We start from the raw sequence: 26,933 nt of genomic DNA on the forward strand, positions 1-26,933 counted from the left end.
CGGCAGAACAGCGCGGATGCCCCTCTGACCTGCCCCGGCCACGGTGCTGGTAGACCGACCTCGTAGGTGCCGTGGCGCCTATTCGGTGAACTGTCAACTACGTTTACACTTGCTCCATGGAGCAGACGGTGCGTTGGTTGACGGAGGAGGAGCAGCATGCGTGGCGGAGCTTCGTCCGCATGCATGAGAGGCTCATGGGCCGCCTGTCTCGCTTGCTGCAGGCAGAGTCCAACGTGTCGCCTGCGGACTTCGCCGTACTGGTCGAGCTGACGGACGTACCGGACGGGCGGCGACGCTTTCTGGACCTCGCCAGGGCGCTGGAGTGGGAGAAGAGCCGGATGTCCCACCACATCGCCCGGATGGTGAAGCGCGGGCTGGTGGTGCGGGACGAGTGTCCCGAGGACGGCCGTGGCGCGTTCGTGGTGATCACGGACGAGGGGCGGGCGATGATCGAGGCCGCCGCCCCGCGCCATGTGGAGGCCGTGCGTGAACTCTTCCTCGACAACGTCACGCCGTCCGAGCTGCGGTTGCTGGCCCGTATCTCCGAGCGCGTGGTGGAGAAGCTGGACGAGGAACCGGCCTGACCTGAAGGGGCCGCCCACCGCCGCTACTCGTCGTGAGGCGGCGGTACCGGGTGCTCGCTCATGATCGACACGCGGTTGAACGCGTCGATGGTGACCGCCACCCAGATCGCGGCTGAGATCTGGTCCTCGGAGAGCACCTCCCGGGCGGCCTCGTAGGCGGATGTCCGGGCCGTGGCGTTCACCGGATCGGCCGTGGCCTCGGCCAGCGCCAGGGCGGCGCGCTCCGCGGGACTGAACAGGCCGGTGTCCCGCCACGCACCCAGGACGCCGAGTCTCCGCGGCGATTCGCCGGCGCGCAGGGCCGCTCCGGTGTGCACATCGAGGCAGTAGGCGCAGCCGTTGATCTGCGACACGCGGAGGTTGATCAGTTCCACGGTGGTGCGGTCGAGCCCGGCCTCGGAAGCTGTCGCTCGCACCACTTCCGACACCTGCACCAGGGCACGGAAGGCCTTGGGGCTCTGTTTGTCGATGAAGATGCTGCGGGCCGGGGAGCCGTGTGCGGTGCGGTTGGTCACGTAGAGCCCTCCTTCGGGCCACGCTCGGGGTGATCTGTGTACGGGCGGGCGCCGTGGCCATCGGCCCACCTCCATGGCATCATAGTTGATGTGACAACCAGATCGTGTGGGAGGTGCTCTCGGTGAGCAACGTGGAAACCGACGCCGCTGTGCTGCGTTGCGGCACGCTCGTCGAGGACGACCGGCCGATCTCCGCGCCCCGGGTCGACGTCCTGCCGCCGCGTGAGGTCCCCCTGGGCGGTCCACGTGCGATGCACGTACGGCGGACGCTGCCCCAGCGGGAGCGCACACTCATCGGCGCCTGGTGCTTCGCCGACCACTACGGCCCGCACCAGGTCACCGCGGCGGGCGGCATGGACCTGCCCCCGCATCCGCACACCGGACTGCAGACGGTGAGCTGGCTGTTCAGCGGTGAGGTCGAACATCGCGACACGCTCGGTACCCACGCCCTGGTCCGGCCCGGCGAGATGAACCTGATGACCGGCGGATACGGCATCGCCCACTCGGAGGTCTCCACCCCGAACACCACCGTCATCCACGGCGTCCAGCTGTGGGTCGCGCTTCCCGAGGAACACCGCGACACGGCCCGGGACTTCCAGCACTACGTACCCGAAGCCGCGCGGGTCGACGGGGCCGAGATCAAGGTCTTTCTGGGCTCGCTCGCCGGCCGGACCTCCCCGGTCCGGGCCTTCACGCCGCTGCTCGGCGCCGAGATCGTCCTCGAGCCCCACGCGACGCTCACCCTCGCCGTGGACGCGGCCTTCGAGCACGGCCTCCTCGTGGACAGCGGGGACGTCCGCCTGATCGACACCGTGCTGCGGCCCGCCGAACTCGCCTACGTCCCTCGCGGCGCGGACACCCTGACGGTGGTGAACGAGACCGACGCCCCGGCGCGGACCGTCCTCCTCGGCGGACCTCCCTTCGGGGAGGAGATCGTCATGTGGTGGAACTTCGTCGGCCGCAGCCACGAGGACATCGTGAAAGCCCGCGAGGACTGGGAGGCCTCCTCCGACCGCTTCGGCGTGATCGAGGACTTTCCCGGCGGCCGCCTTCCCGCACCGGCCCTGCCGAACGCCGTCATCACACCGCGCCGGAACCCACCGTCCCGCTGACCTCCCCCTCTGGCCTCCCCCCTGACGAAAGGCACACCATGACCGAGTCCTCCACCACCACGGCCGTCGAGCGTGTGGACGCCGGCCGCCGGTACGACATCCTGGTCGACGGCCAACGCGCCGGCCTGACCGCGTACCGCGACCGGGGCGCGCAGCGTGTCTTCTTCCACACCGAGATCGACGAGGCTTTCGCGGGCCAGGGGCTGGGCGCACAGCTGGTCCAGCAGGCACTCGACGACGTACGCGCGTCCGGCATGCGGATCGTCCCGGTCTGCCCCTACGTCGCCAAGTTCCTCAAGCGGCACGACGAGTTCGCGGACATCACCGACCCGGTCACCCCCGACGTCCTGCGGTGGCTGGAGGCACAGCTTGGCTGAGTGGTCCGTGTGAACGAGACGCCGGGACGGCTCAGTCCCGCGGAGGGTGACGCCTGGCGCTGTCTGGTCCGCATGCAGGAGAGGCTGCACGGCCGAGTGGCTCGCCGCCTGCAGGCGGACTCCGGCCTGTCCGCCGCCGACTACATCGTCCTCGTTCATCTTACCGAGGCACCCGGCGCCCGTATGCGCTCCGCGGACCTGGCCAAGGCGGTGGAGTGGGAGAAGAGCCGGATGTCGCACCAGATCTCCCGCATGGTGAAGCGCGGGCTGGCCGTCCGGTCGGAGTGCCCCGAGGACGGCCGCGGCGCGTTCGTGGTCGTCACCCCGCTGGGACGGGAGGCGATCGCGGCGGCCGCGCCCGGCCATGTGGCCACGGTCCGCGATCTCTTCGTCGACCTGCTCACGACGGAGGAACTCGGCACGCTCGCCCGGGTCGCGGGCCGCGTCGTCGAGCAGCTGGACAAGCGGTCCGGGTAACCCCGCGCCCGGCGGAAGCGGAATAGCCATCGCTGCGCCCGCGTTCCCACCAGCAGCTGGTAGTTGATGCATCAACCATATGGAAAGGCTGAAGACGATGCAGTTCGGCATCTTCACCGTCGGAGATGTGGCCACCGACCCGAACACGGGTCGTACGCCGACCGAGCACGAACGGATCAAGGCGATGGTCGCCATCGCGCAGAAGGCCGAAGAGGTGGGGCTGGACGTCTTCGCGACCGGGGAGCACCACAACAGGCCGTTCGTGCCGTCCTCCCCGACCACGATGCTGGGCTGGATCGCCGCGCGTACCGAGCGGATCATCCTGTCCACCTCGACCACGCTGATCACCACCAACGACCCGGTGAAGATCGCCGAGGACTACGCGATGCTCCAGCATCTGGCCGACGGCCGCGTCGACCTGATGATGGGCCGGGGCAACACGGGCCCGGTCTACCCGTGGTTCGGCAAGGACATCCGGCAGGGCATCAACCTCGCCGTCGAGAACTACGCGCTGCTGCGCCGGCTGTGGCGGGAGGACGTCGTCGACTGGGAGGGGAAGTTCCGTACCCCGCTGCAGGGCTTCACCTCCACTCCGCGCCCGCTCGACGGTGTCCCGCCGTTCGTGTGGCACGGCTCGATCCGCTCGCCCGAGATGGCCGAGCAGGCCGCCTTCTACGGTGACGGCTTCTTCCACAACAACATCTTCTGGCCCAGGGAACACACGGAGAAGCTGATCGACGTCTACCGGCAGCGCTACGCGCACTACGGCCACGGCAGCCCCGAGCAGGCGATCGTCGGCCTCGGCGGCCATGTCTTCATGCGCCGCAACTCCCAGGACGCCGTACGCGAGTTCCGCCCAGTCTTCGACAACTCACCGGTGATGGGCGGGGGAATCTCCATGGAGGAGTACATGGCGCAGACCCCGCTGACCGTCGGCACCCCCGAGCAGGTCATCGAGAAGACGCTCACCTTCCGCGAGTACGCAGGCAACTACCAGCGTCAGCTGTTCATGGTGGACGGCGGCGGAATCCCGCTGAAGACCGCCCTGGAGCAGATCGACATGCTCGGCGAGGAGGTCGTACCGGTACTGCGCGAGGAATTCGCCGCGAACCGGCCCGCCGACGTCCCCGACGCCCCCACCCACGCCTCGCTGCTCGCCGCCCGCGACGCGGCCGGCACACCGAGCCCCGCACCGGCGACCTGAGACCGCCCCTTCGCACCACGCTCGGAAACGGAGGAAACCATGACCGACAACTTCAACGAGTACCCGGCCACCGACGGAGTGGCGCCCGACCGCTGGGCAAGCGCCCTGCACCTCTTCGACAACGGCGTCGGCGGACCGCACGAGGAGAGCACCACCGAGCGCTGGGAGCGGGCCCAACTGCTGTTCGAGGCCAAGGACTACATCGGCGCGGTACGGCTGCTCACCGATGTCGTCCAAGAGGCCCCGGAACAGACCGGCCCCAGGCTGTTGCTGGCCCGTGCCTACTACCACTCCGCACAACTGCGGCGCGCCGAGGAGCAGTTGCGCCAGATCGTCGAGCGTGACCCGGTCGAGCACTACGCCCACCTGATGCTGGGCCGGACCCTGCAACGCCAGGGCCGCCAGGACGAGGCGCAGCCGTGGCTCCGTATGGCCGCCGCGTTCTCCGGGGAGTTCCCGGACGACGAGGACGGAGCGGCGCGGCGCTGAACGGGTGGAACGGGGTGTCTGCGGGCGGACACCGCCCTTTACGGGCCTGGTGGGCACTGCCTGGTTGCGACGGCCTCAGCCGGATCCAGGACCGTGCTCACCTGTCCCGCAGACACCGACCGGCCTCCGCCGTCGACCGCCCAGCCTGGGCATCGATGAAACCTTCGAGCACCCGTGCCACGCCGTCCTCGTCGTTGGAGGGCGCGCGGAAACGGGCAGCCGCCAGGACGTCCGGGTGGCCGTTGGACATGGCGTAGGACTGCCCGACCGCGCGGAGCATGGGCAGGTCGTTGGGCGTGTCGCCGAAAGCGGCGATGTCATGGTCGGCGATTCCTTGCCGACCGCTCCACGCGACAAGGGTGCTTGCCTTGGTGATGCCAGGCGCGCTGAACTCCACCAGGGACAGCCCGGTGGAGTGCGTGGTCTCGGCGTTCGGTCCGGCGGCGTGCCGTGCGAGCTCGTAGAAGTCGCCCAACGGCAGCGTCGGATGGTGTGCGAGGATCTTGAGCAGAGAGCTGCCCGGGACACGGGCGAGCATCTCCTCGGCCGGGCCGACCAGTTCCACCGCCTCGCCCTCGAACGACCAGTCCGGATAAGCCCGTTCGTGACCGTAGGCCTCCTCGAACTCCACGGCGAACGACACACCGGGTATCGCCGCCCGCACACGTCGTATGAGTCGTACGGCTGCGGGAGACGGGATCGGGAAGGCCTGGACGACTGCCCCGTCCGAGGAATGGACCGTGGCGCCGTTGGCGGCGATGACGACGTGCGGCCCGATGCGCTCCAACAGCGTCGACACGCTCCGCGGAGGCCGGCCCGTGACGAGCGCGACCCGTATCCCGGCCTTCTCCGTCGCCGCCAACGCGGCCTTCGTCCGGGGGGACAGTGTTCCGTCGCTGCGCAGGAGCGTGCCGTCCAGATCGGTGGCGACCAGCTTCGGAGGTGTGGCCGGCGACGGAAACGGCATAGTGGGCATGGACGTTGGCACCTTCGGGTTCGACGGCCGTTAGCTAATCGCAGCAGTAGTGGGACGCGGCACCTGCGGTCATCGTCATGAGGGCGACATAGACGAGGACGGTCACCGCGACGCCCGTGGCCCAGCGACGCAAGCCGCAGCGTGCCCTGTTTCTCCGCTGAGGCCGGGCGGAGGGTGGAAGGGGGTCCGGGGTCATCGGACTGTTTCGCCCGCGGCCTGTGGAGTCATGCCGGGCCCCTGGCCGCGAGCTGGTGAGGCAGGCCTACAGCCAGGCGACCGGGCCGGCAGGGAGCGGACACGCCCCGACGAAGGACACCGAAAGGCCGTCGTCGCTCGCGTCCCGACCGCGTCCGCGGACACGGTGGCCGCCCTCCGGTCCCGCTCGCGCACCCATCCGGCGCCGCCTACCTCCCACGAGACCGGGACGACCCCTGACCGGGCCATGTGCCGCACGATTCCCTCGTGGCTCTCGATCGTCACCCCTCCGCAGGCGTCGGTGACGACGCATACGTCCAGTCCTTCACCGACCGCCCGCAGAGCCGGTATGCACACCGAGGTCTCCGTGTGCATACCGGCCATGATCAGGTTCTTCCGTCCGGTGCAGTCGACAAGCAGTCTGTCGATCGGCTCGTGGTCCGCGAAGATGTCCTGGAGCGGGCGGAGAAGGAGTCCGTTGTCTTCCTCTGCGAGGGTCGTCAGCACCGTCGGAACACCGAGGATTTCGGCCGCCTCGGCCCATCCCTGGAGCGGCTGGTAGTCGATCAGCAGCAGGACACTCGCCTCGGGCGCCGGCAGCGCGACGAGGTCGCGCATGGGTGGCGTGCTCATGGAATCTCCTCGGCCCGTCCCGGGGTTTCCGGTACAGGTAGATGACACATCAGCGATAGGTGAAGTGTCAACTAGTGAGTCGTGTGAACCGGGAGGCCGGGGATGGCGCTGATGGAAGCCGGTGATCGGAGATGTCGACGACACCGTTGTCTCGTGGCAGGACCGCGCCGCTCCGACCGGCTTCGGTCGCAGAGTCCGGACGGACCCGGGCCCGCGTTGCTGTGCGGCAACCGCGCCGGCCGCCGACCTCGGGCTTCATCGGCCGACGACCGGCAGCCGAACTCCGGCTCGTCGCGGTGTGCGTCGAACAGTGCGTTCGTGCAACTACACCTCCGCGGCCACGGCGTCGGCAATCGGCTTGCCCGGTTGGCGGGGGCAGGGTGATCTGGCTCCGCTCATGAGCATGAGGACTACTCCTCATTCGTCCTCCGGCAGGTGAAAGTAGACGGTGCCCGACCGCCAAGGGCCGTGCTCGGTCGGTTCCGACTCGATCACCACGTGCTGGATCTCCGCCGGGCCCAACGCCTCGATGGTGTCTGCCAGCCGCCGCAAGAGAGCCGGAACGCTGTCGCAGCCAGGGCCGGCGGGGTTGGCCTGCGAGAAATGGCGGACGGTCCAATGCGCCGGGGTATCAGTCACGGACTGATCGTAAAACCTGCCGCCACGGCCAGACCTGGAACGGGTTCCTGAACTCCGCCCGGCGGTCCAGGTATTCCGTCGGCCCTGCCGTCCCGGACACCGGCGTGAGTCGGGCTGTGACACCATCCGGCGTCAACCATCCCGTCACTCTGGCGCCATGGCAGAGTAACCGTCGTGCACACGTCGAAGCGGGTCACCGCCAAGTTCCGGCGAATGCCGGGCAGAGGTGCCTCGCGCCCGATCCGGTCCTTCCGGTTGGCGGTCGCGGTGGTGGTTCTCGTCCTCGGCGTGCTGGCAGGGCTCCTCGGCTGCTCGGCCTCGTCGGACACAACCCGTCCCGAGCTCGATGTGCCCTCCGTCTTCTACGTCTCGCGTGATCCCGAGGACAACCCGAGCTCGAGGTTCGGCATCAAGGAGCGGTTCGGGGAGCAAGGATCGGGCCACTACATGGTCGCCTTTGACGCGACGGACCTCAGGGGCGTCGCCGTCCTCAAAACGGGTCAGGACAACTGCCCGGTCCGGCTGCCCACTTTCCGCTGCGGTGGCGAACTGGTCGATCGCCGGCACGGCGGAAGCGGGCAGTCCTTCCGCGTGAGTCCCGCGGACGGGGCCGAGGCGGGCGACTCGGCAGTGCTGCGTTACCGGTTGACCTCGCCGGGCCTGCCGAGCATCACGGCGAGCACCCGCATCGTCGTCGGCAAGCCGACGCTGGCCGTCGAGACTCGGGCGGACCGGGGCGACGTGACGCCGGGCGGACGGGTCGCCGTCTCGCTGACCCTGCGCAACACCGGGGACGTCCCCGCCCGCGGAGTCTCGCTCTTCATCGGTACCCGCGACGGTCTCCGGATAGCGGGCAAGCACCGCAACTGCCTTTACCGCGGCACCACATCGGCCTGGTGCCGATTGCCCGCCGATGATGTCGTCATCCCGCCCGGAGCGTCCTATCACCTCGCCGCTCCGGAGACTTTCACGCTCGCCGACGACGCCACCTACCCGACCGTCACCTTCGAGGCCGCCGTCCTCGGGGACGACTACATCCCGCCGGAAGAGATCGCCTCGCAGTACGAGTCTGGACAGGGATCCACGCTCCGCTACGTCCCCGGAGCCGGCCAGGAGGACGGCAAGGACGCGGGAGCGCCGCAAGCGACGGGCGAGAGCGCAGCGCACCTCCAACTCGCCGTGCGCAGCACCAGCGACCTGGTCGCGCTTGCCGACACCGCGAGGGGGCCCGTCGGCAGCCGGGCCGACGTGCGGGTCGGCGTACGCAACGACGGCCCAGGCGCCCTTCCGGCCAAGGTCAAGGTCAGGGTCGAGTTCGCGGTTCCGGCAGGCACCACCGTTGTGTCGTCGCCGTACGATCCCGAGCGGGACGAGGAGGTGCTCGACCAGGTCTGCCGGGCCCTGGCCGCCAACGGCTCGCCCCTTGCCGAAGCGTCCGTGAGGCAGCCGAGCGCCCGCCGTTACGTGTGTACGGCAGAGGCGGGGAAGGCGGGAGCCACCACGACCTTCCCCTTCACCCTCCGCATCGACAAGGAAATGGCGCATCGTGGCGGGCGGGTCACCGTCGCCGACGGCGACACCCACCACCCGAGCAACGACCCGAAGACCGCCAACGACAGCGCCGACGTCGCCGTGTCCGTATGGCCGGGTCCGGCTTGGGCCACTCCCGGCCTCTGTGCGACTGCCGGTACCGCCCTCGGGGTGTTCGCCCTCGTCACGGCCCTGGTGACCTGGAGGCGCCGGCGCTCACGCTGACCACGAGGAGCGCGACGACTCCCTCATCGCCACCGTCGCCCCGAGCGCCCCGCCCAACGAGGCGTCCCACGCCGTCCCGAGCCCAACGGCGTGGCCTTGGCCGACGCCCCGTTCTCGAGCGCCGAGCAGGTCGTCGGCGACCTGCCCACCACGCACTACAGCGCACTCGCCCAGGCCCCTTCTTCGGCCTAGGGCTTGTCCGACGGGTCGCGTGGCCAAGCGCCGCTGGCTTCGTTCCGGTCGGCGTGGGGCGCGGCGACTTGTCGGATCGGGAGTGGGCCCGGCCTAAGCGGCACTTGCAACAGTTCATGACCGGCATCGCAGGTGGTCGGCCGACCGCACATGGGAGAGGATCCTGCAGGCCGTTCAGGCTGACGCTGCGGCAGAGGGCCGCATCGACTGGTCCGTAGTCGGCGTCGATTCCACATCATGCCGCGCCCATCAGCACGCGGCCGGAGCCCGCCAACGCCCGGCTCGGGTGCCAGGGCGACGCAGACGGCCTGCCTATGACCGGCCCGACGGGGCAATCGGCCGCTCGCGTGCCGGGCTTACCACCAAGATTCATTTGGCGAGCGACGGCGGCTGTCGTCCGCTGGCCGTCCTTGTCACCCCTGGGCAATGGGGCGACGCCCCACAGTTGATTCCGGTCCTGGACGGTATCCGCGTACCGCGCCCGGCCGGCGGGTACCCGAGAACGCGCCCGGACCACGTCTGCGGCGGCAAGGCGTACAGTTCCCGCCGCAACCGCCGTTACCTGCGGCGACAGATCCGGCACACGATCCCCGAGCGCCGGGATCAGCGGGCCAACCGCCACCGCCACCGCCGTCGCGGTGGAAGCCGTGGCGGCCGTCCCACCGGCTTCGACCGGGCCCGGTATGTCCGCAGGAACGAAGCCGAACGGACCGTCAACGCCCTCAAGGGCTTCCGGGCCGTGGCGATGCGGTATGACAAGAGAGCGTATGTCTTCCAGGGCACGGTCACCGTCGCTGCGATTCGGCTGTGGCTGCGAGGGTGGCTCGCCGCACAGTCCTTAGGCGATCAGCCGGTCCAGGATTCCCGCCACGTCCGCCGGTCGCAGGAGGAAGCCGGTGTGGCTGGTGTTCAGGGTGTGCACGTCGTAGGGATTGTCGGGGGTCAGCGCGTCGGCCTCGGCGATCAGGCGGTCCTGCATCGTCACCGGAAGTGTGCGGTCGTCGGTGAGCCGGATGTACGTGCGGGCGATCGTTCCCCAGGTGTCGGCCTGTCCGCGGGCGTCGGCTGTCATCACGGCAAGGGACTCGTCGGGCTGCAGGATATTGAGGAAGGCTCGGAACTGCTCGTCGGTCGCATCTGCCATGACCGCGGCCTTGAGGGCCGTGAGCAGGGTGGGATCGGCCGTGCGGTAGTTGGCCCGCCCGACGCCGAGTCCGGCCGGGTCGCCCACGTTCAACGCCGCCAGCGGGGCCAGCAGGTTGCCGGCGAATTCGGGTTCCTGCATGTACTCGACCGGGTTGGACCGCTGGATGCACGACCATGCGGATATGTAGACGAGCCTGTCCACCAGGTCGGGGATCGTGTTGCCCACCTGCGTGATGGTGGTCCCGCCGAGGCTGGCGCCCACCAGAACCACAGGCCCGTACTCAGCCACCCGGCGGACGACGTCGACCACCATGTCCACGTTGTCCTGCAAGGTGATCTCGGCCAACGTCGAAGGCTCGTCCGCCCAGGCGTCGAGGTCCTGCGGAGCCTGATAGGCCACGGGGTACTGGGCGTCGAACCCGTGGCCCGGCAGGTCGACGGCGAAGCTGCGGTGACCGCGCAACGCCAGCTCCTTCTGGACGGGCGCCCACATGAACGAACTGGTGCCGGACCCGTGCACCAGGACGAACGTAGGACCGGCATGGTGGGTACTCATGGTCCGGATCGTAGTGATCATGTCGCGTCCCAGCCTCTGGTTTTCGGTGGCGCCCTGGTTGACAGAGGCCGGTTCCACCAGCTGGCTGTCCGGCACGGCATTCTGGATGAGCGATCTCACGCTGGTCAGGGTGATCGAGCCTGGCGGACGCGACCCGACACGACCCGACCCGACCCATCGGACACCCCCTAGGCCATCAACATGGTGAAGATTTGTTCTCAGGTCCCGTCGAGGGCCCACATCCGCAGGCGGTGTACTCGCCTCGCCCGTTTCCGTACTTCGCGGGCAGATACACCCACTGCGACCTGCCCTGGCGCATGAAGGCAATCGTGTCGGTCACTTCCCGGTGAGGCCAGCACCGGCCACCCCCCTGAAACACCGGTCCGGTAGTAGCGGCTCAATCCGCGCCCACCGAGCTTCCGTTAACGGCATTGGCCGTCCAGGACGCGTCCGCCGCCGTCGAACTGGTCACCTACGAGCGCCCTCCCGCTGCGAGGACCAGCTCGGTGCGGCCGGGTAAGGCGCCGAATCCGCCCGGGACCTGGTGGAGGATCTCCAGCTGGGCGTGCGACGCAAGTTGCCGCGCGCGGAGCGGCACTGGTCGCCGGCGCGCTGGGTGTTGTAGCCGTCCCGGCGGCCGTGGATGGTCGGGAGCCCATGTGGGCGCGAAGGCGACCTTGGACAGCGCGGCCGGGCTGGTCCGACCGACGGTGACAACACCGCGGGCCTGCGAGCCGGCCTTCGACGGCAGTTCAGGGCATACCGCACCGTCGGGTGACGCAGATCACTATCGCAGTCGGGCAGTACAGGCCCACTTTGCGATCGCTTGACTGTATTTACCTTCTTTTTGCTCAAGGTAGCTTCACAGGGACATCACAGTTGTGATGCGTCGACGAAGTGAAACGACCGGAGAATCATGGTGATTCACGATCCTGCGTCACGTAGACGCAGACGTCTCTGGTCCGGGGGAAGCACTCGCTGGATAGCGGGAAGTCTGTCCCTGGCCCTGGCTGTCACATTGTTGGACGGCGCGTATGCGGCGGCTGCCACGACACCTCGAAGCCCCAAGGCTGACGCGCCGAAGAAGGCGGCGGCCACACAGGCCCCGGACATCCCGTCCGCGCGAGTCGCTGCCCGGCTGTCGGGCAAGCGTGTGGAGGCGCTCTCGGAGCGTACGGAGACCTCCACGACATGGGCGAACAAGGACGGTTCGCTGACCACCGAACTCACCGCCGGTCCCGTCCGGTTCCGGGACGAGGTCACGGGGGAGTGGCGCGACGTCGACCTGGACCTGGTCCAGGAGGAGGGCGGGGCCGTCGAACCCAAGGCACACCCGGGCGGGCTGCGCCTGGCCGGCAGGACCGGGACCCCCGCGAAGTCGTTGAAGGCCGCGCGTGAGGCCAAGGCCACGGACCTGGTGACGCTGGGCGAGGGCGACGAGCGGATCACCCTCCAGTGGAAGGGCGGGCTGCCGAAGCCGGAACTCGACGGGACGCGAGCGGAGTACACCAACGCCGTTCCCGGCGCGGACGTGGTCGTGGAGGCCACGCGGACCGGCTTCGAGCAGTTCGTCGAGATCAGGCAGCGCCCCGCTTCGGGCGACTACTCCTACACGCTGCCGCTGAAGGCGAAGGGCCTCAAGGCCAAGCAACTCGCCGACGGCAGTGTCCTGTTCACCGACAGGAAGAACAAGAAGCGGGCGGTGATGCCCGCACCGGTGATGTGGGACTCCACCGTCGACAAACGGTCCGGTGAGCACACCAACCGAGCCAGGGTCGGCCTGAAGGTCGTTCAGAAGGGCTCGATCGTCGACCTGGTCGTCACCCCGGACGCGAAGTTCCTCACCGCCCCGGACACCCAGTACCCGGTCACCGTCGACCCGTCCACCTCCTCGCTGTCCAACGTCTTCGACACCTACGTGCAGCAGGGCGAGACCGTCGACTGGTCCACGGACACCGAGCTGGATCTGGGCAACCCCGGCACCACGAACGCCGACGGCACCCCGCGTACGGCGCGCTCCTTCATCTCCTGGAACACCACACCCGTCCAGGACGCGCTGGTCCTGGACGCCAAGCTGTCACTGTGGAACTTCCACTCGGGCAACAACACCGACTGCGCGCTCCACCCCTGGGAGGTGTGGTCGACCGGCGCGGCCTCGACGTCCTCGCGCTGGACGGCGCAGCCGTCGTGGACGGCGAAGAAGGCCACCTCCACCGAGACCTGGGGCAACACCGCCTGCACCGCGCAGCCGGACGGCTGGATCAACTCCGACGTGACCACGCTGGTGCAGGAGTGGGCCTCGGCCAAGGCCACCCGCGGCCACCTGGGCCTGCGCGCCACGAGTGAGACCGCGGTGGCGCAGTGGAAGCGGGTCAACTCCGCCAACGCCGCTTCCAACCCGCCCAAGCTGGTGGTGAACTACAACTACCGGCCGCGCACCGGCACCAAGCAGGAGGCCGGCCCGCCGTACTTCTCCTACGGCGGCGCCTACACCGTCAGCACCACCACGCCCACCTTGCGGGACACGTTCGTCGACGCCGACGGTGACAAGGTCAACGGCACCTTCCAGATCTACGACAACGCCACCAATACACAGGTCGGCGACGTCATCGTGTCGAAGTACGTACCCTCCGGGCAGGTCGCCTCGGTGACCGTCCCCTCCGGAGTGCTGGCGAACGGCAAGACGTACAAGTTCCGTACCAGCCCTTACGACGGGGCTCACTACAACACCGGCTGGTCGGCGTGGAAGACCTTCACCGTCGACACCAGCGCCCCCTCCGCCCCCTCGAAGATCACTTCGGCGGACTACCCGTCGAACGCCTGGGTCAAGGGGGCAGGCCAGGCCGGCGCCTTCACGGTCACTCCTCCGGCCGCTGACCACCAGTGGCTGGAATGGTCGCTGGACGGCGTGACGTGGACCAAGGTGACCACCGGCGGATCGAGCGCCGACAAGAGCATCTCCGTCACGCCGCCGCGCGACGGCACCCACACCCTGCAGGTGCGGGCCGTGGACAAGGCGGGCAACGACTCCGAGGCGATCGAGTACACCTTCCACGCCGGTCCGGGCGGCTTCGTCCAGCCCTCCGAGGGCCAGCGCACCGCGCGCCGCCTTCCCCTGGTCGCCGAGGCCGATGCCGGCAAGTACGACAGCGTCTCCTTCTCCTGGCGTCGCTCCGCCGCCGACGCGTGGGTGAAGATCCCGGCCGGCCACGTCACCAAGGACGGTCTGGCACTCTCCGCCTGGCCGGTACCGCTGACCGGCGGCAGGAACGCGGCGCTGGTGTGGAACGCCACCGACACCGTCGATCCGGACGGCAACATCGAGATCAAGGCCGACTTCACCGGCCCCAACTCCGCCTCCGGCAGCACAGAACCGCTGAACGCGGTGGTCGACCGCACCGCGGACGACGCCGCCGCCGAGGAGGTCGGCCCCGGCTCGCTGAACCTGCTCACCGGCGACTACACCCTGAACGCCACCGACGCGTCCGCCTTCGGACTGGCGGTGGAGCGCACCACGTCCTCCCGCACCCCCAACGGGGTACCCGCGGGCCAGGCCCCGATCTTCGGCAAGGAATGGGCGAGCGGCACCGCCGCCGAGCTGTCGGGCTCCGAGTACAGCCATGTGAGCAAGGTGTCCGACACCGCGGTCGACGTGGTGACACTCGACGGTGACGCCATCCACTTCACCGCCAACTCCGACCAGAGCGGGTGGACGGCCGAGCCCGGCGCCGAGGACCGTACGCTGACCGGATCCACCTCGGGCACCTTCACACTCACCGCCGACGACGGCAGCGTCACCGTGTTCACCAAGCCGACCGGAGCCACGACCTGGCAGGTCTCCACCACCAAGAACGACGGCCAGAGCGACTCCACGACGTCCATGGACTCCGAGACGGTCACCGTCGACGGTAAGCAACTGGCCCGCCCCACCTGGGTCTACGCACCCACCTCGGCCACCACCGTGGCGGCCTGCAAGACCGATCACACCACCAAGGGCTGCCGCGCGCTCCAGTTCGTCTACGCCACCTCCACCACCGCCACCGACAGCACCTACGGTGACATCTCCGGGCAGGTGAAGGAGATCCGTCTGTGGTCCACAGCGCCCGGCGCCACCACGGCCACCTCCAAGTCCGTACAGATGTACCTGTACGACGGCTCCGGCCGACTCCGCCAGGCATGGCACCCGCAGATCTCGCCGTCGCTGAAGACCGAGTACGCCTACGACAGCAGCGGCCGTATCACCAAGCTGACCCCGCCCGGCGAACTGCCGTGGACCTTCACCTACGGCAAGGCCGGCTCCAGCAACGCGGCCGGCGAGGGCATGCTGCTCAAGGCATCCCGCCCGGCGCTCGCGCAGGGCAGCGCGGACACCGTGTCCGGCGAGGCGGTCACGTCCGTGGTCTACGACGTACCGCTGACCGGCACCACAGCCCCCAACAGCATGGGCTCGTCCAGCGTCAAGGCATGGGGGCAGAAGGAAGCTCCCACGGACGCGACCGCGGTCTTCCCGGCGGACGCCGTGCCCGCCTCGAACGCCGGCAGCGCACTGACCGCCGCCGACTACAGGCGAGCCACCCTCCACTACCTGGACGCCTCCGGCCGCACCGTGAACACCGCCGCCCCCGGCGGGCACATCGCCACCACCGAGTACGACCAGTTCGGCAACACCGTGCGCGAACTGACGCCCGCCAACCGCGAAGTGGCCATCAGCACCACCGCCGCCGGCGCCGCGGCCCGCGGCGACCTGGGCATCGCGGCCCTGCCGTCCGCCGAACGCGCCCAACTCCTGTCCACCACCCGCACCTTCAGCAGCAAGGGCACCCGCCTGCTGGAGGAGTTCGGCCCGCTGCGCCGGGTCGACCTGACCGCAGACCTGAAATCCGGCACCACCACGCTGGCCGCCGCCGGCGCCTCGGTGACGGCGCGGGCCTGGACGGTCCACGACTACGACGAGGGACGCCCGACCGACGGCAGCGCCGTCATCCGGGACCAGCTCACCAAGGTCACCACCGGCGCCGAGGTCCGTGAGCACCCGGGCGTCCAGGGCGAGACCCGTGCTGTTCAGACGGCCTACGACTGGACCAAGGGCCTGCAGACCAAGACCGTGGAAGACCCGGGCGGCCTGGCCGTCACCACCACGGTCGAATACGACGCACAGGGCCGCGAGACCAAGCGCGTAGCGCCCGGCGCCGGCGCCACCGACGCCACCAGCCGGGTGACCACGTACTGGTCCGCGAGCGGCACCGGCAGCTGCGCCGGCCGCCCCGAGTGGGCCGACCTGGTGTGCTCGACCGGCCCGGCCGGAGCGATCACCGGCGGCGGTTCCAACCCGACACAACTGCCGGCCAGGACCACCGAGTACGACTGGTGGGGGAACCCGGCCAAGACGTCCGAGACCGCGAACAGCTCGACCCGGACCACCACCATCGGCACCGACAACGCCGGCCGCACCACCTCGGTGAAGATCACCGGCGGCGTCGGCACGGCCGCACCGGAAGCCGGCACCACCTACGACACGGCCACCGGCCGGCCGACCAGCACCGTCTCGCCGACCGACGGCACCATCACCACCGGCTACGACAAGCTCGGCCGGGTCATCTCCTACACCGACGCGGACGGCGGCACCACCACCACCGAGTACGACCTGCTCGACCGCCAGGTCAAGCGCGGCAACAACATCCCGTCCACGGTGAACTACACCTACGACCACACAGCCGAACCCCGGGGCCTGGCCACCAAGGTGGTCGACTCGGTGGCCGGTACCTTCCTCGCCTCGTACGACGCGGACGGCAACCTCACCGAGGAAGAGCTACCCGGCGGCTACACCCTGGCCCAGAGCCTCGACGCGGACGGCAACGCACTGGAGCGGACCTACACCCGCGACAGCGACGGCACCCTCGTGCAGTCCGACACCGTCACCCGCTCCATCCACGGCCAGGTCGTCTCGGACGCGCAGATCACGGGGCAGAACTACCGTTACGACGCGATCGGCCGCCTGACCTCGGCCGAGGACACGGCCGAGACGGTGTGCACCAAGCGCACCTACACCTTCGACGCACGCTCCAACCGCAAGAGTCTCACCAGCGCCACCGGTACCCCCGGGACGGACTGCCCCACCTCGGGAGGCACCACCACCAACTACGCCTACGACAGCGCCGACCGGCAGGTCGACACCGGCTACACCTACGACGCCTTCGGCCGCACCACCACCCAGCCGGGCGGCGTGACCCTCGCCTACTACACCAACGACCTGATCCGCCAGGAAACCGTCGGCTCCGAGCGACAGACCTGGCAGCTCGACGCCACCCAGCGCATCCGCTCCTGGACCGTCGAGACGAACAGCGGCGGCACCTGGGGCACCACGGAGTCGAAGGTCAACCACTACGACTGCGGCTGCGACAGCCCCACGTGGATCACGGAGGACAGCCAGGGCACCGTGACCCGCTACGTGGAGTCGCTCGGCGGCGGCCTCGCCGCCACCACCGGCAGGACCGGCGGCACCGTTCTGCAGCTCAGCGACATCCACGGCGACATCTCCGTCCAGCTCCCGCTGGACACCAGCAAGGCTCCCACCGTCCAGGACACCGACGAATACGGCAACGTCCGCGCCAGCAGCGTGCCCGCCCGCTACGGCTGGCTCGGCGCCCAGCAACGCTCCGGCGAGACACTCTCCGGACTCACCCTGATGGGCGCGCGCGTCTACGACTCCACCACCGGCCGATTCCTCCAGCTCGACCCGATCGCCGGCGGCGGCGCGAACGCCTACGGCTACCCTCCGGACCCGGTCACCATGTACGACCTGAACGGCAAGGGCTGGTTCTCCTGGGGCCGGGCCTGGCGGATCACCGTGTGCGTGGGCGCCGTCCTCTGGCTGCTCGGCAGCTCCTACTTCGCCGTCACCAAGATCCGCAGGATCTGGCGCGTCATCAAACGGTGGGGCGGTGTCCGCGCCGCCGTCACCCGCGTGATGAGCGCACGCTCCCGGTACCTGAAGATGGAGCGCCTGGCGACCATGCTTCTCACTGCCAGCGCCACGATCCTGGGCATCGACACCGTCTACGACAAGTGCGTCAAGACCAAGCTGTAGACACCGGGTGCCGTCGGCACTGAAACCGACGGCACCCGCTGCGGCGCCCTTACCCCTGCTACCACAGCCGCTCCGGCCGGGACCGCTCCCGGCCGGAGCGGCTGATGAGGAAAATCCCCATGGACTCACCCACCCCCCTCCTGGTCGTCCCGGCGCTGTTGTGGACCGCGGTCGCCGCGATCTCCCTGATCACGTCGATCGCGCTCTCCGTCCGCGCCAAGCGCCGGAACACCGCCTCCGACGCCTGGAACCCGATCGACACGAACTTCCCCGCTGTCGCCACTGGCGCGATCGCCGGATACGCCCTCGCCGCTCTCATCGCCGGCCAGTTCTCACCCGGCTCCGCCGCCTTCAGCATCCTGTGGCCGGCCATGGCCGGATCGGCCCTCACCTACGCCGCAGCAAGACGCACCCGCTCCTGGCCCCACTGGGCCGGCGCCGCCTTCGCCGCCGCCGGTGCCGCACTGTACGGCTCCCTGCCGACGTGACAGCCCGGCCGGGCAACGCGTTCCGTTGCCTTGCACACCACGAGCCCCACTCAAGTCCTCCAATGGGGAACGTCCCTGCCCCTGGACAGCCACCGGACACGCCAACAGAACCCGGACCGCGCACTACCAGCCGCGCCCTCGTCGGCAATGACCACGGTCAGTGGTCAGACGGCCGCTTCGCAGCGCAGGCTCCCTGCCTCGTCGCCGATCTGCCGGTAGGTCCGCGCGGCGCGCTCGTAGTAGGGACGGCCGTCGTCGTCCAGGAGGGCTCCCAGGGTCTCCAGGGCTTCGGCCTGCCGGAAGTTCGGCTGGAGAGCGTCCATCAGGTCCACTGCTTCGAGGAGTGCGGTGACCGCCTCGGCGCGGCGGTCGAGGCCCGCCAGGCACTGTCCGATGCGCATCAGCGCGTACGGTCGGCACTGGGCGGCGATGGTCGGCGTCATCCCTGACCGCTCGTCGTCGATCAGTTCGAGTGTCGTGCGGTACTGGTGAAGGGCTTCAGCGAGGCGTCCCTCTGTCCGGCGGCAGTGGCCGATCTGTGAGACGACCTGTACGTAGGCGTCGATGTCGCCGACGACCTGGAACATCCCTGCCGCCACGGCCGCGGAGGCGGCGGCCTCCGCCGGTCGATCGAGTGCGAGCAGGGCGCGTGAGGTGTAGTCGTGTGCCGCGGCGACCTGGGCCGTGGCGCCGCTGCTCTCGGCCAGCTCCAGGGCCTGCGCGGTGCAGCGGAGCATGGCATCCGGGTCGCTGGGCGGCACCCAGTTGACCCAGGCGAGGTAGTTCAGCTGCGTCGCCTGCTGTGCCGGGTCGGCGAGGGCGACGGCGGCCTGCGCGCCGAGGCCGAAGACCTCGCGCCAGTGGGGGGCGTGCGTCCAGCGGTCGGAGAACCAGTGCATCGACTCGGCGCAGTCCAGGACGAGGGAGTGCTGCCCGGCGGCTGTCCCGGACCGCAGCGCCCCGAGCCAGTTCTCCAGGTTCGCCTGCAGCCAGTCCTCGGCTTCCTCCGGGCTGCCGAGGGCGGGGAACTCCGGGTCGGGGCGGCCGTATCCGGGTTCGAACCAGCGCCCGGCGGCCGTCGCCGTCCGCAGCAGCCACACTGTCACCCGTTCCCGTACGGCCGAGGCGTCGTCGCCCTCCTCCGCTTGGAGCCGGTCGCGGGCGAAGAGCCGGACGAGGTCGTGGAACCGGTACCTTCCCGCCCCAGCGTCCTGGAGGAGACCGAGGTCCACGAGATCGTCCAGCGCCTCCCAGGCGTCCCCGAGCGGGAGTCCGCCGGCGACCGAGGCCAGTGCGGCGTCGAAGTCCCGCCCGGGTGCGGCCGCCAGTCTTCGGAAGACCTGCTGTGCGGAGGGGGCGAGATGGTCGTAGGACATCATGAAGGCGCCGGCGATCCGCAGGTCTCCCGCTCTGAACTGGTCCAGGCGGTGTTCTTCGGCGGCGAGGCGGGCGGCGAGTTCGGCGGCGTCCCAGTCGGGTCGGCTGAGCAGTCGGTTGCCGATGATCCGCAGGGCGAGGGGGAGGCCGCCGCACAGGTCGGCGAGGTGGGTGAGGGCCGTGTCGTCGACGGCGCGTCCGTTCAGGATCCCGGCCAACAGGTGGGTGGACTCCGTCAGTTGGAGCGGCCCGAGGGCCAGTCTGCGCACGCCTTCCAGCCCGGCCAGCAGTCGCCGGGTGGTGACCAGGACCCGGCTCGGGCCTCCGCCCGGCAGCAGCGGGCGCACCTGTTCCTCGGATCCGGCGTTGTCGAGGACGATCAGCATGCGGCGGTCCCGCATCAGCGAACGGTAGAGCGCGGCCCGCTCATGGGTGCCCGGCGGGATCCGCTGGGCGGGCACACCCAGGGCGCGCAGCAACGCTCGCAGGGCGTCGGGGACGGGCAGTGGGTGTGGCGAGAGGCCGAACAGGTCGAGGAGGACGGCGCCGTCGGGGAAGCTCGGCAGTAAGGTGTGGGCCGCGCGGACGGCCAGCGTGGTCTTGCCCAGGCCCGCGGAACCGGTGATCACCCCGACGACCCCGACGCCCGGTGCGCTTTCCGAGTACACCAGATCGCTCAACCAGATCAGCTCCCGCGAGCGACCGGTGAAGTCCGCCACCCCGCAGGGCAGTTCGTGGAGTCCGGAGGCCGGACGGTTCCAGTGGTCCTCGAGCCTGCCGTCGCGGGCCAGCTCCAGGAAACGGGTACGGGTGTCGCCGTCGAGCGCCAGGGCGTCGGCCAGCGCGGTGACGGTCCGGTGCTGTGGTCCTCTGCTCCGGCCGCGCTCGATGTCCGACAGCGTGCGGGCGCTCACCCCCGACGCCTCGGCCAGCTGTTCGAGCGTCAGGCGCGCCGCACGCCGATGGCCGCGGAGCACTGCGGCGAAGCCGTTCTCTGTGGTGATGGGTCACTCCTGCCGGGCACCTGCGCGACAACGGGCTCCCATGATGGAAGGCCCACAACCGCGCGGACACGGACGGCAGCGCACCCCGGCCGGGACCGGAGCGCACCCCGGCGGCTACCCGCCCTGTCGCAGTTCCCGGGGGCTGACCCCGTACTTGGCCTTGAACGCCCGGTTGAAGCCGCTGAGGTCACCGAAGCCCGCGTCGAACGCGAGGGCCGAGATCGGCCGGTCGGCGAGGCGCGCGTCCAGGAGCCGCAGCCTGACCTGTTCGAGCCGCCGGTCGCGGATGTAGTGGGCCACCGTCTCCCGCTCGGGCCGGAAGACCTTGTGCAGATACCGGGTGGAGATACCGAAGGCGGCCGCCACCTGGACCGGATCGAGTCCCGGGTCGGCCAGGTTCCGGTCGATGTGGTCCTTGATCCGTACCGGCAGGGTCCGCTGCAGGGAGCCGGCCAGCTGCCGGCTCTCGGCCAACGGCCCGCCGAGCAGCGTGACCAGCAGATCGTTCGCCAGCGCGAGTGCACCGGAGTCCGGCGACCGGCTCAGGTCGTCGGCGTTCCTGGCCAGATCCAGCAGCGCACGGCGGGAGACCCCGGCCAGCCCGCTGCGGCCGTCCACCCGCCGGGCGGCGAGCCGCCGTTGATCCTCCTCGCCGAGCCGCACCAGGTGCTGCGGAAACGCGAACACCCACAGGTTGAAGGAGTCGGTGAAGTCCAACTCGAATCCGCGGCGCGACTCCAGGATCACGCAGTCACCCGGATCGAGCCGGATCCGGCTGTCGCCCTGCGTGATCCCGCCCGTCCCCTGCACCTGCATGCCGAGCAGCACGTAGTGGGCATCGGCCTCGTCCACGAGCCGCTGCGTGCGCGTCATCGACTGCGCGGTCGCCGCTATGTCGCCCACGGCCAGTCCGTCGACCTCATAGGCCCGGACTCTGCCCCCGATCGCCGCGCCCGGCTTTCCCGAGGGCTCGACGCCTACGAAGGTCCGGGTGCAGGCATCACGCCAGAACTCGGCCCGGTCACCCGCGACAACGCCCTCGAAGCTCAGAATGCCCGGCATGCCGCGAAGTGTACGTCCGCCCGAGCCGGACGCCGCCCGGGCCGTGAACGAACCCCGGTTCTGCGTGCTGTTCTGCGTGTTCACCCGCGCTCCGGATGACTTTGATGGGCGCACCGGACAGGCGCGACGCCTGTCCATCCGGTCAGGAGAGACCATGACGACAATCAGGAACGTCGTGCTCGTGCACGGCGGTTTCGTGGACGGATCGGGCTGGCAGGGGGTCTACGACCACCTCAGCGCCGACGGCTACCAGGTGGCCGTCGTCCAGAACCCCACGCTGTCGCTGGCCGGCGATGTCGCCGCCACCCGGCAGATCCTCGACGCCCTCGACGGCCCGGCCGTCCTGGTCGGTCATTCCTACGGCGGGGCCGTCATCACGGAGGCCGGCAACCACCCGAACGTCGCGGCACTCGCCTACATCACGGCGTTCGCCCCGGACAAGGGCGAGTCGGTCAGCACCCTGATCGCCGACCCGCCGCCGGGCGCACCGGTCCCGCCGATCCTGCCTCCCCGGGACGGGTTCCTGTTCCTGGACCGCGAGAGGTTCGCCGCCTCCTTCGCGGCCGACGTGCCCGAGAAGGAGGCGGCGTTCATGGCCGACTCCCAGGTCCCGTGGGGCGTCGACGCGCTCGACGGCGCGGTCACCCAGCCCGCCTGGCAGACCAGGCCGTCCTGGTACCTGGTCGCCACCGACGACCACATGATCCCCCCGGCCGCGCAGCGCGCCATGGCCCAGCGAGCCGGGGCGACCGTCTCCGAGACACCCGGCAGCCACGCCGTCTACGTGTCCCGGCCGGCCGTCGTGGCCGCCGTCATCGCCCAAGCGGCACAAGGACCCGACGAACAGTCGTGACACGCGGGGCGGGTCGCGCCGCCGCGCCCCGTCACCCACGGCCGGGCCCACGCCAGGCTGTTCGCCCATCACCCCGCACACGACACCCGACAACCACAGGAGCGCCCATGAGTTCCGACCTCACCCACCGTCCCACCCGCCGTACCGTGCTCGCCACCGGTGCCGCCGTCGCAGGCGCGGCCACGCTGACCGGACCGTTCGCCCGGACCGCGTCCGCGGCCGACCGCCACACCTCCGAAGCCAAGCCGACCATCGTGCTGGTGCACGGCGGCTACGCCGATTCGTCGTGCTGGAACGGGGTCGTCCAGAACCTGCAGAGGAAGGGGTACACCACGATCGCCGGGTCGAACCCGCTGCGGGGCATCCCCACCGACGCCCCGTACATCGCGAGCCTGCTGGACTCCGTCAGCGGCCCTGTCGTGCTGGTCGCGCACTCCATGGGCGGAACCGTCATCACCAACGCCGCCGCCGGAAAGAGCAACGTCAAGGCGCTGGTCTACATCGCGGCGTTCGTGCCCGACGTGGGCGAGACCCAGGGGGAGCTCATCGACAAGTTCCCGGGCAGCGAGGTCCTGCCCGTGAGCGTGCCGGTCCCCTACACGAAGCCCGACGGCGCCACCGGAACCGACCTGTACCTGAGCAAGGACGGCCAGGCCGCCTTCGCCGCCGACATACCGGCCGCCGCGTTCCGCGTCCTGCAGGCCACCCAGCGGCCCTTCGACGCCGACTCCTTCACCTACCCGACGAAGGCCGCCGCGTGGCGGACCATCCCGTCGTGGGGGCTGGTCGCCGGCCAGGACAAGGCGATTCCGCCCGCGGCCGAACGCTGGATGTACAGCCGGGCGAACTTCCGCAAGGTCGTCGAAGTGCCGACCTCGTCCCACGTCGCCATGATCAGCCACCCGGACATCACCACCCGCCTCATCGAGGACGCCGCCCGGGCCACCTGCTGACACCGCGCCACGGTGACCGTGACGGTGACGTTGCGGAAGGCCGCCTGCGGCAGGCTCAGAGGCTGCCCGGGCGGACCAGGCCGGTTCTCTTGACGCCGGTCAGGATGGGGGTGACGTCGATGGTGGTGACGTGGGGGAGGGCGCCGATGGTCTCGCTCAGGAAGAGGTAGAGCGCGTCGAGGTCGGCTGCGGCCACGGCCACGAGGAGGTTGGCGGGGCCGGTGACGGCGGAGGCGAAGCGGACCTGCGGGTGGCGGCTGAGCTGCCGGCCGGTGTCCTCCAGGCCGCCGGGGGCGACGGTGATCCACAGGAGTGCCTCGGCGCGGATGCCGAGCCGGGCGAGGTCGACCTCGGTCGCGAGCCGCAGGATCTGGCCGGCGGTCAGTGCTTCGAGGCGGCGGCGGGCGGTGAGGGCGGTGGTGTCGGCGCGGTGGGCGAGGTCGGTGTAGGAGGCGCGTCCGTCCTCGACGAGTGCGGTGATCAGCTGGTGGTCGAGGGGCTGGAGGGACGGCCGGGCGGCTGCCGGGGGCATGTCGGGCCGTAGAGCGGCCAGTTCGGTCTCCGTCAGCAGGCCGCCGCTCCAGTCGAAGGCGGCCGGGAAGACCCGCAGCAGGACGTGCGAGGTCCAGGACTGGACGGCGGGGGTGGCGGGGAGGTCGCGCAGCAGCAGGTTGTTGCGGGCGTCCGGGCCGTCCAGGAAAAGGATGGTGCAGATCTCGTCGCCGCCGCCGAGGACGTCCACCCAGACCGTGTCGGGGCGGCGGGCGAGGGTGGCGGCGATGGCGCTGATCCGGTTGGGCTTGCAGCGGATGCGCAGGGCCAGCGGGATCAGGTCGGGGAAGTGCACGGGGTTGCGGACGGCCGTGGCCCGCAGGGTCCCGTCACCGAACAGCGGTGCCGCACGGCGTACGACGGTGCGCTCCGAGATACCGAGGACGCGGCCGACCGTGCGCCAGGAGGCACGTGGAGCGGCCATCATCGCGGCGGCGATCCGACTGTCCGTCTCATCCAATCGATGGCGCGCTTTATCCATACTTCAGGATCCTATGTCCTTCTTTCTCGATTCGAGCGGGCATCTCTGGCTCAGATGTCGATGCCCGCCTAGAAAAGTCCCGGAGCAACCGAGACGAGAGAGAGCAGGTGAGCACGGTGACCGGTATCGAGCGCGTGGTCGTGGAAACCGGCCGGGGCAGGGTCAGGGGAGTCGTGGAGGGCGGGGCGGTCTCCTTCCGGGGCATCCCGTACGCCGCGTCGCCGGTGGGGGAGCTGCGGTTCGCGCCGCCGCGGTCGCACCGGAGCTGGACGGATGTGCGGGACGCGGCGCAGGCCGGACCGTCCGTGCCGCAGGCGGCCTCCCGGCTGGAGAAGGTACAGGGCAAGCGGGTACCGGACTGGAACGAGGACGGCAGCCTGACCGCCAACGTCTTCGCTCCGCGACGGGCACCGGCGGACGGCGCGGCCCGCCCGGTCCTGGTCTGGTGGCACGGCGGCGGCTTCACCAGCGGCTCCGGCGGCTGGGACTGGTACGACGGTGCCCGGCTGGCCGCCCTGGGCGACATCGTGGTCGTCACCGCCAACTACCGTGTGGGACCGCTGGGTTACCTCTACCTGCCGCACATCGGCGCGGCCAACCTCGGCGCCCAGGACCAGGCCGCCGTACTGCGCTGGGTGCAGGACAACATCGCCTCCTTCGGCGGTGATCCGCGCACCGTGACCGTCGGCGGGCAGTCGGCGGGGGCCTACTCCTCCCTGATGCTGGCCCTCGACCCCGCGACGAACGGGTCCGTCACCCGGGTGCTGCTGCAGAGCGGCCCCTTCGGCCTGCACCCGCAGGATCCCCACCAGGCCGCCGAGCACGCCGCCGCCTACCTGCGGCTGCTGGGCGTCCCGGACGGCACGGACACCGCGAGGGCCCTGCGTGCGCTGCCCGCCGAGCAGTTGCTGGACGCCTACGGCCGCCTCTCCGCCCAGCTCGCCGTGCCGGGCAACGCGGCCCCGCCGATGTACCCGGTCCTCGGCGCCCCAGGCCTGCCCCGCACCCGGCAACAGGCCCTCGCGGACGGCGCCCTGGAGGGCAAGCCCCTGCTGATCGGCACCACCCGCGACGAGGCCACCGCCTTCACCGCCTTCGACCCCGGCGTCCAGAACCTCACCGCGGTGCAGACCGACAGTCTGTTCCGCGACGGCTCGCTGGAGATCGCCGACCACCACGCGGCCGGCGGCAACACCACCTACGTCTACCAGTTCGACCACGCCCCCGCCGAGGACCCGTACGGCCTGGGCGCCACCCACTGCGCCGAACTGCCCTTCCTCTTCCACACCTTCGACGCCTACCCCGAAAGCCCCGTCCTCGCCGGAGCCGGAGCCGGTGCCGCCGACGCCCAGCGAGCCCTGGGCCACGCATTCGCGACCGCAGTCGCCGAGTTCGTCGCCACCGGAAACGCCGGCGACTGGCTGCCCTACGCCCCCGCGACCGCGGCCCGCATCCGCCACTTCGGCTGAGAGGTGGCAGGGGGCGCGCGTCCGCTCCCCCCACCCTGGCGTCCATCGGGGTGCCACATGTGACGGGCGCCACATGCCCGTGTTCGAACTTCCCTGCCCGCCCTGCATCTAGTCCGCGTCGACCACGTTCGTTCTGGCTCACCAAGGAAGACTCAATGGGTTACTTTCGGGGATTCATCCCCTGGATCGTCGCCGGCTTCGTGTCGGGCTTCGTCGACTGGCGCTGGGGTGCGGTCAGCGGTTTCGTCTCGGGGCTGCTGCTCCTGCTCCAGGACCGCCGTCGCGGGGTCGACCTCGACGCGCTGATCCTGGAGGCCAGCACCATCGTGTACTTCGCCGTGGTCGGTGCCGTCGCCCTCGCGAGGCCGCACTCGTCCCTGTCGCACCACACCGACGTCCTCTCCTTCGCCTGGCTCGCGGCCACGGCCTGGGGAACGCTGGCGATCCGCCGCCCCTTCACGCTGGGCATCGCCAAGCGCCAGACGCCACGCGAGTTCTGGGACATGCCGGAGTTCGTCCGGGTCAACAACCACATCACCGCCGCCTGGGGGACCGGCTTCACGTTCATCGGCGTCAGCCTGGCCGTCGCGGGCGCGGTGGACGCCCCCGCCTGGGTGGGCATCGCCGCTCACGTCGTCGGCCTCGTCGGGCCCGCCGTCTTCACGAAGGTCTATCCCGCCCGCGCCCAGGCCCGGCTGTTGGCCGCCCAGCCGCCGGTCACGGTCCTGCCGCAGTAGTCCACCCGGGCATCAGCTCA

The 26,933-nt window shown here is 70.2% G+C and carries 21 protein-coding genes and 1 pseudogene; 14 read left to right on the plus strand and 8 right to left on the minus strand.

Annotated elements, in window-relative coordinates; genetic code table 11:
• Positions 1-116 precede the first annotated feature (116 nt).
• The gene (locus ACGFZS_RS48575) at positions 117-584 is read left to right on the plus strand and encodes a MarR family winged helix-turn-helix transcriptional regulator (RefSeq protein ID WP_393800639.1); all 468 of its coding nucleotides are present in this window, start codon (positions 117-119) and stop codon (positions 582-584) included.
• 23 nt (positions 585-607) lie between these two features.
• On the opposite strand, the gene ACGFZS_RS48580 is transcribed toward ACGFZS_RS48575, so the two are convergent.
• Positions 608-1,099, minus strand: a complete 492-nt coding sequence (locus ACGFZS_RS48580) for a carboxymuconolactone decarboxylase family protein (protein WP_393800640.1) — start codon at positions 1,097-1,099, stop codon at positions 608-610.
• Positions 1,100-1,221: 122 nt separating this feature from the next.
• On the opposite strand from ACGFZS_RS48580, the gene ACGFZS_RS48585 reads away from it, so the two are divergent.
• The 5 genes from ACGFZS_RS48585 to ACGFZS_RS48605 all read left to right on the plus strand — a co-directional run bounded on the left by ACGFZS_RS48585 (position 1,222) and on the right by ACGFZS_RS48605 (position 4,758).
• Positions 1,222-2,211, plus strand: coding sequence for a pirin family protein (locus ACGFZS_RS48585; RefSeq protein ID WP_393800641.1), 990 nt, complete (start codon positions 1,222-1,224; stop codon positions 2,209-2,211).
• Between the two features lie 38 nt (positions 2,212-2,249).
• Positions 2,250-2,588: a GNAT family N-acetyltransferase gene (locus ACGFZS_RS48590; RefSeq protein ID WP_393800642.1), complete on the plus strand. Its 339-nt coding sequence runs from the start codon at positions 2,250-2,252 to the stop codon at positions 2,586-2,588.
• 9 nt (positions 2,589-2,597) lie between these two features.
• The gene (locus ACGFZS_RS48595; protein WP_393800643.1) at positions 2,598-3,065 is read left to right on the plus strand and encodes a MarR family winged helix-turn-helix transcriptional regulator; all 468 of its coding nucleotides are present in this window, start codon (positions 2,598-2,600) and stop codon (positions 3,063-3,065) included.
• Between the two features lie 97 nt (positions 3,066-3,162).
• Positions 3,163-4,269, plus strand: coding sequence for an LLM class flavin-dependent oxidoreductase (locus tag ACGFZS_RS48600; RefSeq protein WP_393800644.1), 1,107 nt, complete (start codon positions 3,163-3,165; stop codon positions 4,267-4,269).
• 39 nt (positions 4,270-4,308) lie between these two features.
• Complete coding sequence (locus ACGFZS_RS48605) at positions 4,309-4,758, plus strand: tetratricopeptide repeat protein (protein WP_359221561.1); 450 nt, start codon at positions 4,309-4,311, stop codon at positions 4,756-4,758.
• Positions 4,759-4,855: 97 nt separating this feature from the next.
• On the opposite strand, the gene ACGFZS_RS48610 is transcribed toward ACGFZS_RS48605, so the two are convergent.
• The 3 genes from ACGFZS_RS48610 to ACGFZS_RS48620 form a co-directional block, all read right to left on the minus strand.
• Positions 4,856-5,734 carry an HAD family hydrolase gene (locus ACGFZS_RS48610; protein WP_393800645.1) on the minus strand — a complete coding sequence of 293 codons (879 nt, stop codon included), beginning with the start codon at positions 5,732-5,734 and terminating at the stop codon, positions 4,856-4,858.
• A 192-nt stretch (positions 5,735-5,926) separates the two neighbouring features.
• Positions 5,927-6,562 (minus strand): isochorismatase family protein, encoded by a 636-nt coding sequence (locus ACGFZS_RS48615; protein WP_393800646.1) that lies wholly within the window; start codon positions 6,560-6,562, stop codon positions 5,927-5,929.
• Positions 6,563-6,979: 417 nt separating this feature from the next.
• Positions 6,980-7,201: a hypothetical protein gene (locus tag ACGFZS_RS48620; RefSeq protein ID WP_393800647.1), complete on the minus strand. Its 222-nt coding sequence runs from the start codon at positions 7,199-7,201 to the stop codon at positions 6,980-6,982.
• Positions 7,202-7,375: 174 nt separating this feature from the next.
• On the opposite strand from ACGFZS_RS48620, the gene ACGFZS_RS48625 reads away from it, so the two are divergent.
• Positions 7,376-8,956, plus strand: coding sequence for a hypothetical protein (locus ACGFZS_RS48625; protein ID WP_393800648.1), 1,581 nt, complete (start codon positions 7,376-7,378; stop codon positions 8,954-8,956).
• A 301-nt stretch (positions 8,957-9,257) separates the two neighbouring features.
• Positions 9,258-9,965, plus strand: a pseudogene (locus ACGFZS_RS48630) (IS5 family transposase); the annotation flags it as partial.
• Between the two features lie 21 nt (positions 9,966-9,986).
• Here ACGFZS_RS48630 and ACGFZS_RS48635 read toward each other — a convergent pair.
• The gene (locus ACGFZS_RS48635; protein ID WP_393800692.1) at positions 9,987-10,871 is read right to left on the minus strand and encodes an alpha/beta hydrolase; all 885 of its coding nucleotides are present in this window, start codon (positions 10,869-10,871) and stop codon (positions 9,987-9,989) included.
• A gap of 985 nt (positions 10,872-11,856) precedes the next feature.
• Here ACGFZS_RS48635 and ACGFZS_RS48640 point away from each other — a divergent pair.
• The gene (locus ACGFZS_RS48640; protein ID WP_393800693.1) at positions 11,857-17,937 is read left to right on the plus strand and encodes a DNRLRE domain-containing protein; all 6,081 of its coding nucleotides are present in this window, start codon (positions 11,857-11,859) and stop codon (positions 17,935-17,937) included.
• 119 nt (positions 17,938-18,056) lie between these two features.
• The gene (locus tag ACGFZS_RS48645; protein WP_393800649.1) at positions 18,057-18,425 is read left to right on the plus strand and encodes a hypothetical protein; all 369 of its coding nucleotides are present in this window, start codon (positions 18,057-18,059) and stop codon (positions 18,423-18,425) included.
• Between the two features lie 164 nt (positions 18,426-18,589).
• On the opposite strand, the gene ACGFZS_RS48650 is transcribed toward ACGFZS_RS48645, so the two are convergent.
• Both ACGFZS_RS48650 and ACGFZS_RS48655 read right to left on the minus strand, forming a co-directional pair.
• The gene (locus ACGFZS_RS48650) at positions 18,590-20,779 is read right to left on the minus strand and encodes a helix-turn-helix domain-containing protein (RefSeq protein WP_393800650.1); all 2,190 of its coding nucleotides are present in this window, start codon (positions 20,777-20,779) and stop codon (positions 18,590-18,592) included.
• Between the two features lie 141 nt (positions 20,780-20,920).
• On the minus strand, positions 20,921-21,868 hold the full coding sequence (locus tag ACGFZS_RS48655) for a helix-turn-helix domain-containing protein (RefSeq protein ID WP_393800651.1): 948 nt from the start codon (positions 21,866-21,868) through the stop codon (positions 20,921-20,923).
• Between the two features lie 154 nt (positions 21,869-22,022).
• Between ACGFZS_RS48655 and ACGFZS_RS48660 the strand changes: the two genes are divergently transcribed.
• Both ACGFZS_RS48660 and ACGFZS_RS48665 read left to right on the plus strand, forming a co-directional pair.
• Positions 22,023-22,721 carry an alpha/beta hydrolase gene (locus ACGFZS_RS48660; RefSeq protein ID WP_393800652.1) on the plus strand — a complete coding sequence of 233 codons (699 nt, stop codon included), beginning with the start codon at positions 22,023-22,025 and terminating at the stop codon, positions 22,719-22,721.
• Between the two features lie 107 nt (positions 22,722-22,828).
• Positions 22,829-23,674: an alpha/beta fold hydrolase gene (locus tag ACGFZS_RS48665; protein ID WP_393800653.1), complete on the plus strand. Its 846-nt coding sequence runs from the start codon at positions 22,829-22,831 to the stop codon at positions 23,672-23,674.
• Positions 23,675-23,729: 55 nt separating this feature from the next.
• On the opposite strand, the gene ACGFZS_RS48670 is transcribed toward ACGFZS_RS48665, so the two are convergent.
• Positions 23,730-24,686, minus strand: a complete 957-nt coding sequence (locus ACGFZS_RS48670) for an Lrp/AsnC family transcriptional regulator (protein WP_393800654.1) — start codon at positions 24,684-24,686, stop codon at positions 23,730-23,732.
• 128 nt (positions 24,687-24,814) lie between these two features.
• Here ACGFZS_RS48670 and ACGFZS_RS48675 point away from each other — a divergent pair, with 128 nt between their 5' ends.
• Together ACGFZS_RS48675 and ACGFZS_RS48680 are read left to right on the plus strand one after the other, a co-directional pair.
• Positions 24,815-26,176 (plus strand): carboxylesterase/lipase family protein, encoded by a 1,362-nt coding sequence (locus ACGFZS_RS48675; protein WP_393800655.1) that lies wholly within the window; start codon positions 24,815-24,817, stop codon positions 26,174-26,176.
• A gap of 155 nt (positions 26,177-26,331) precedes the next feature.
• Entirely contained in the window at positions 26,332-26,913 is a 582-nt protein-coding gene (locus tag ACGFZS_RS48680; protein ID WP_393800656.1) for a hypothetical protein, read from the plus strand.
• The last annotated feature ends 20 nt before the right edge of the window (positions 26,914-26,933 follow it).

This window comes from Streptomyces sp. NPDC048288 (genome assembly GCF_043201555.1).
GTDB lineage: Bacteria > Actinomycetota > Actinomycetes > Streptomycetales > Streptomycetaceae > Streptomyces.

What these genes read in the sequence shown, in the direction of transcription:
- ACGFZS_RS48590 (WP_393800642.1), top strand. Translation starts at nt 2,250, where the DNA reads ATGACCGAGTCCTCCACCACCACGGCCGTCGAGCGTGTGGACGCCGGC.
- ACGFZS_RS48680 (WP_393800656.1), top strand. Translation starts at nt 26,332, where the DNA reads ATGGGTTACTTTCGGGGATTCATCCCCTGGATCGTCGCCGGCTTCGTG.
- ACGFZS_RS48660 (WP_393800652.1), top strand. Translation starts at nt 22,023, where the DNA reads ATGACGACAATCAGGAACGTCGTGCTCGTGCACGGCGGTTTCGTGGAC.
- ACGFZS_RS48600 (WP_393800644.1), top strand. Translation starts at nt 3,163, where the DNA reads ATGCAGTTCGGCATCTTCACCGTCGGAGATGTGGCCACCGACCCGAAC.
- ACGFZS_RS48575 (WP_393800639.1), top strand. Translation starts at nt 117, where the DNA reads ATGGAGCAGACGGTGCGTTGGTTGACGGAGGAGGAGCAGCATGCGTGG.
- ACGFZS_RS48665 (WP_393800653.1), top strand. Translation starts at nt 22,829, where the DNA reads ATGAGTTCCGACCTCACCCACCGTCCCACCCGCCGTACCGTGCTCGCC.
- ACGFZS_RS48655 (WP_393800651.1), bottom strand. Translation starts at nt 21,868, where the DNA reads ATGCCGGGCATTCTGAGCTTCGAGGGCGTTGTCGCGGGTGACCGGGCC.
- ACGFZS_RS48635 (WP_393800692.1), bottom strand. Translation starts at nt 10,871, where the DNA reads ATGATCACTACGATCCGGACCATGAGTACCCACCATGCCGGTCCTACG.
- ACGFZS_RS48605 (WP_359221561.1), top strand. Translation starts at nt 4,309, where the DNA reads ATGACCGACAACTTCAACGAGTACCCGGCCACCGACGGAGTGGCGCCC.
- ACGFZS_RS48615 (WP_393800646.1), bottom strand. Translation starts at nt 6,562, where the DNA reads ATGAGCACGCCACCCATGCGCGACCTCGTCGCGCTGCCGGCGCCCGAG.
- ACGFZS_RS48645 (WP_393800649.1), top strand. Translation starts at nt 18,057, where the DNA reads ATGGACTCACCCACCCCCCTCCTGGTCGTCCCGGCGCTGTTGTGGACC.
- ACGFZS_RS48610 (WP_393800645.1), bottom strand. Translation starts at nt 5,734, where the DNA reads ATGCCCACTATGCCGTTTCCGTCGCCGGCCACACCTCCGAAGCTGGTC.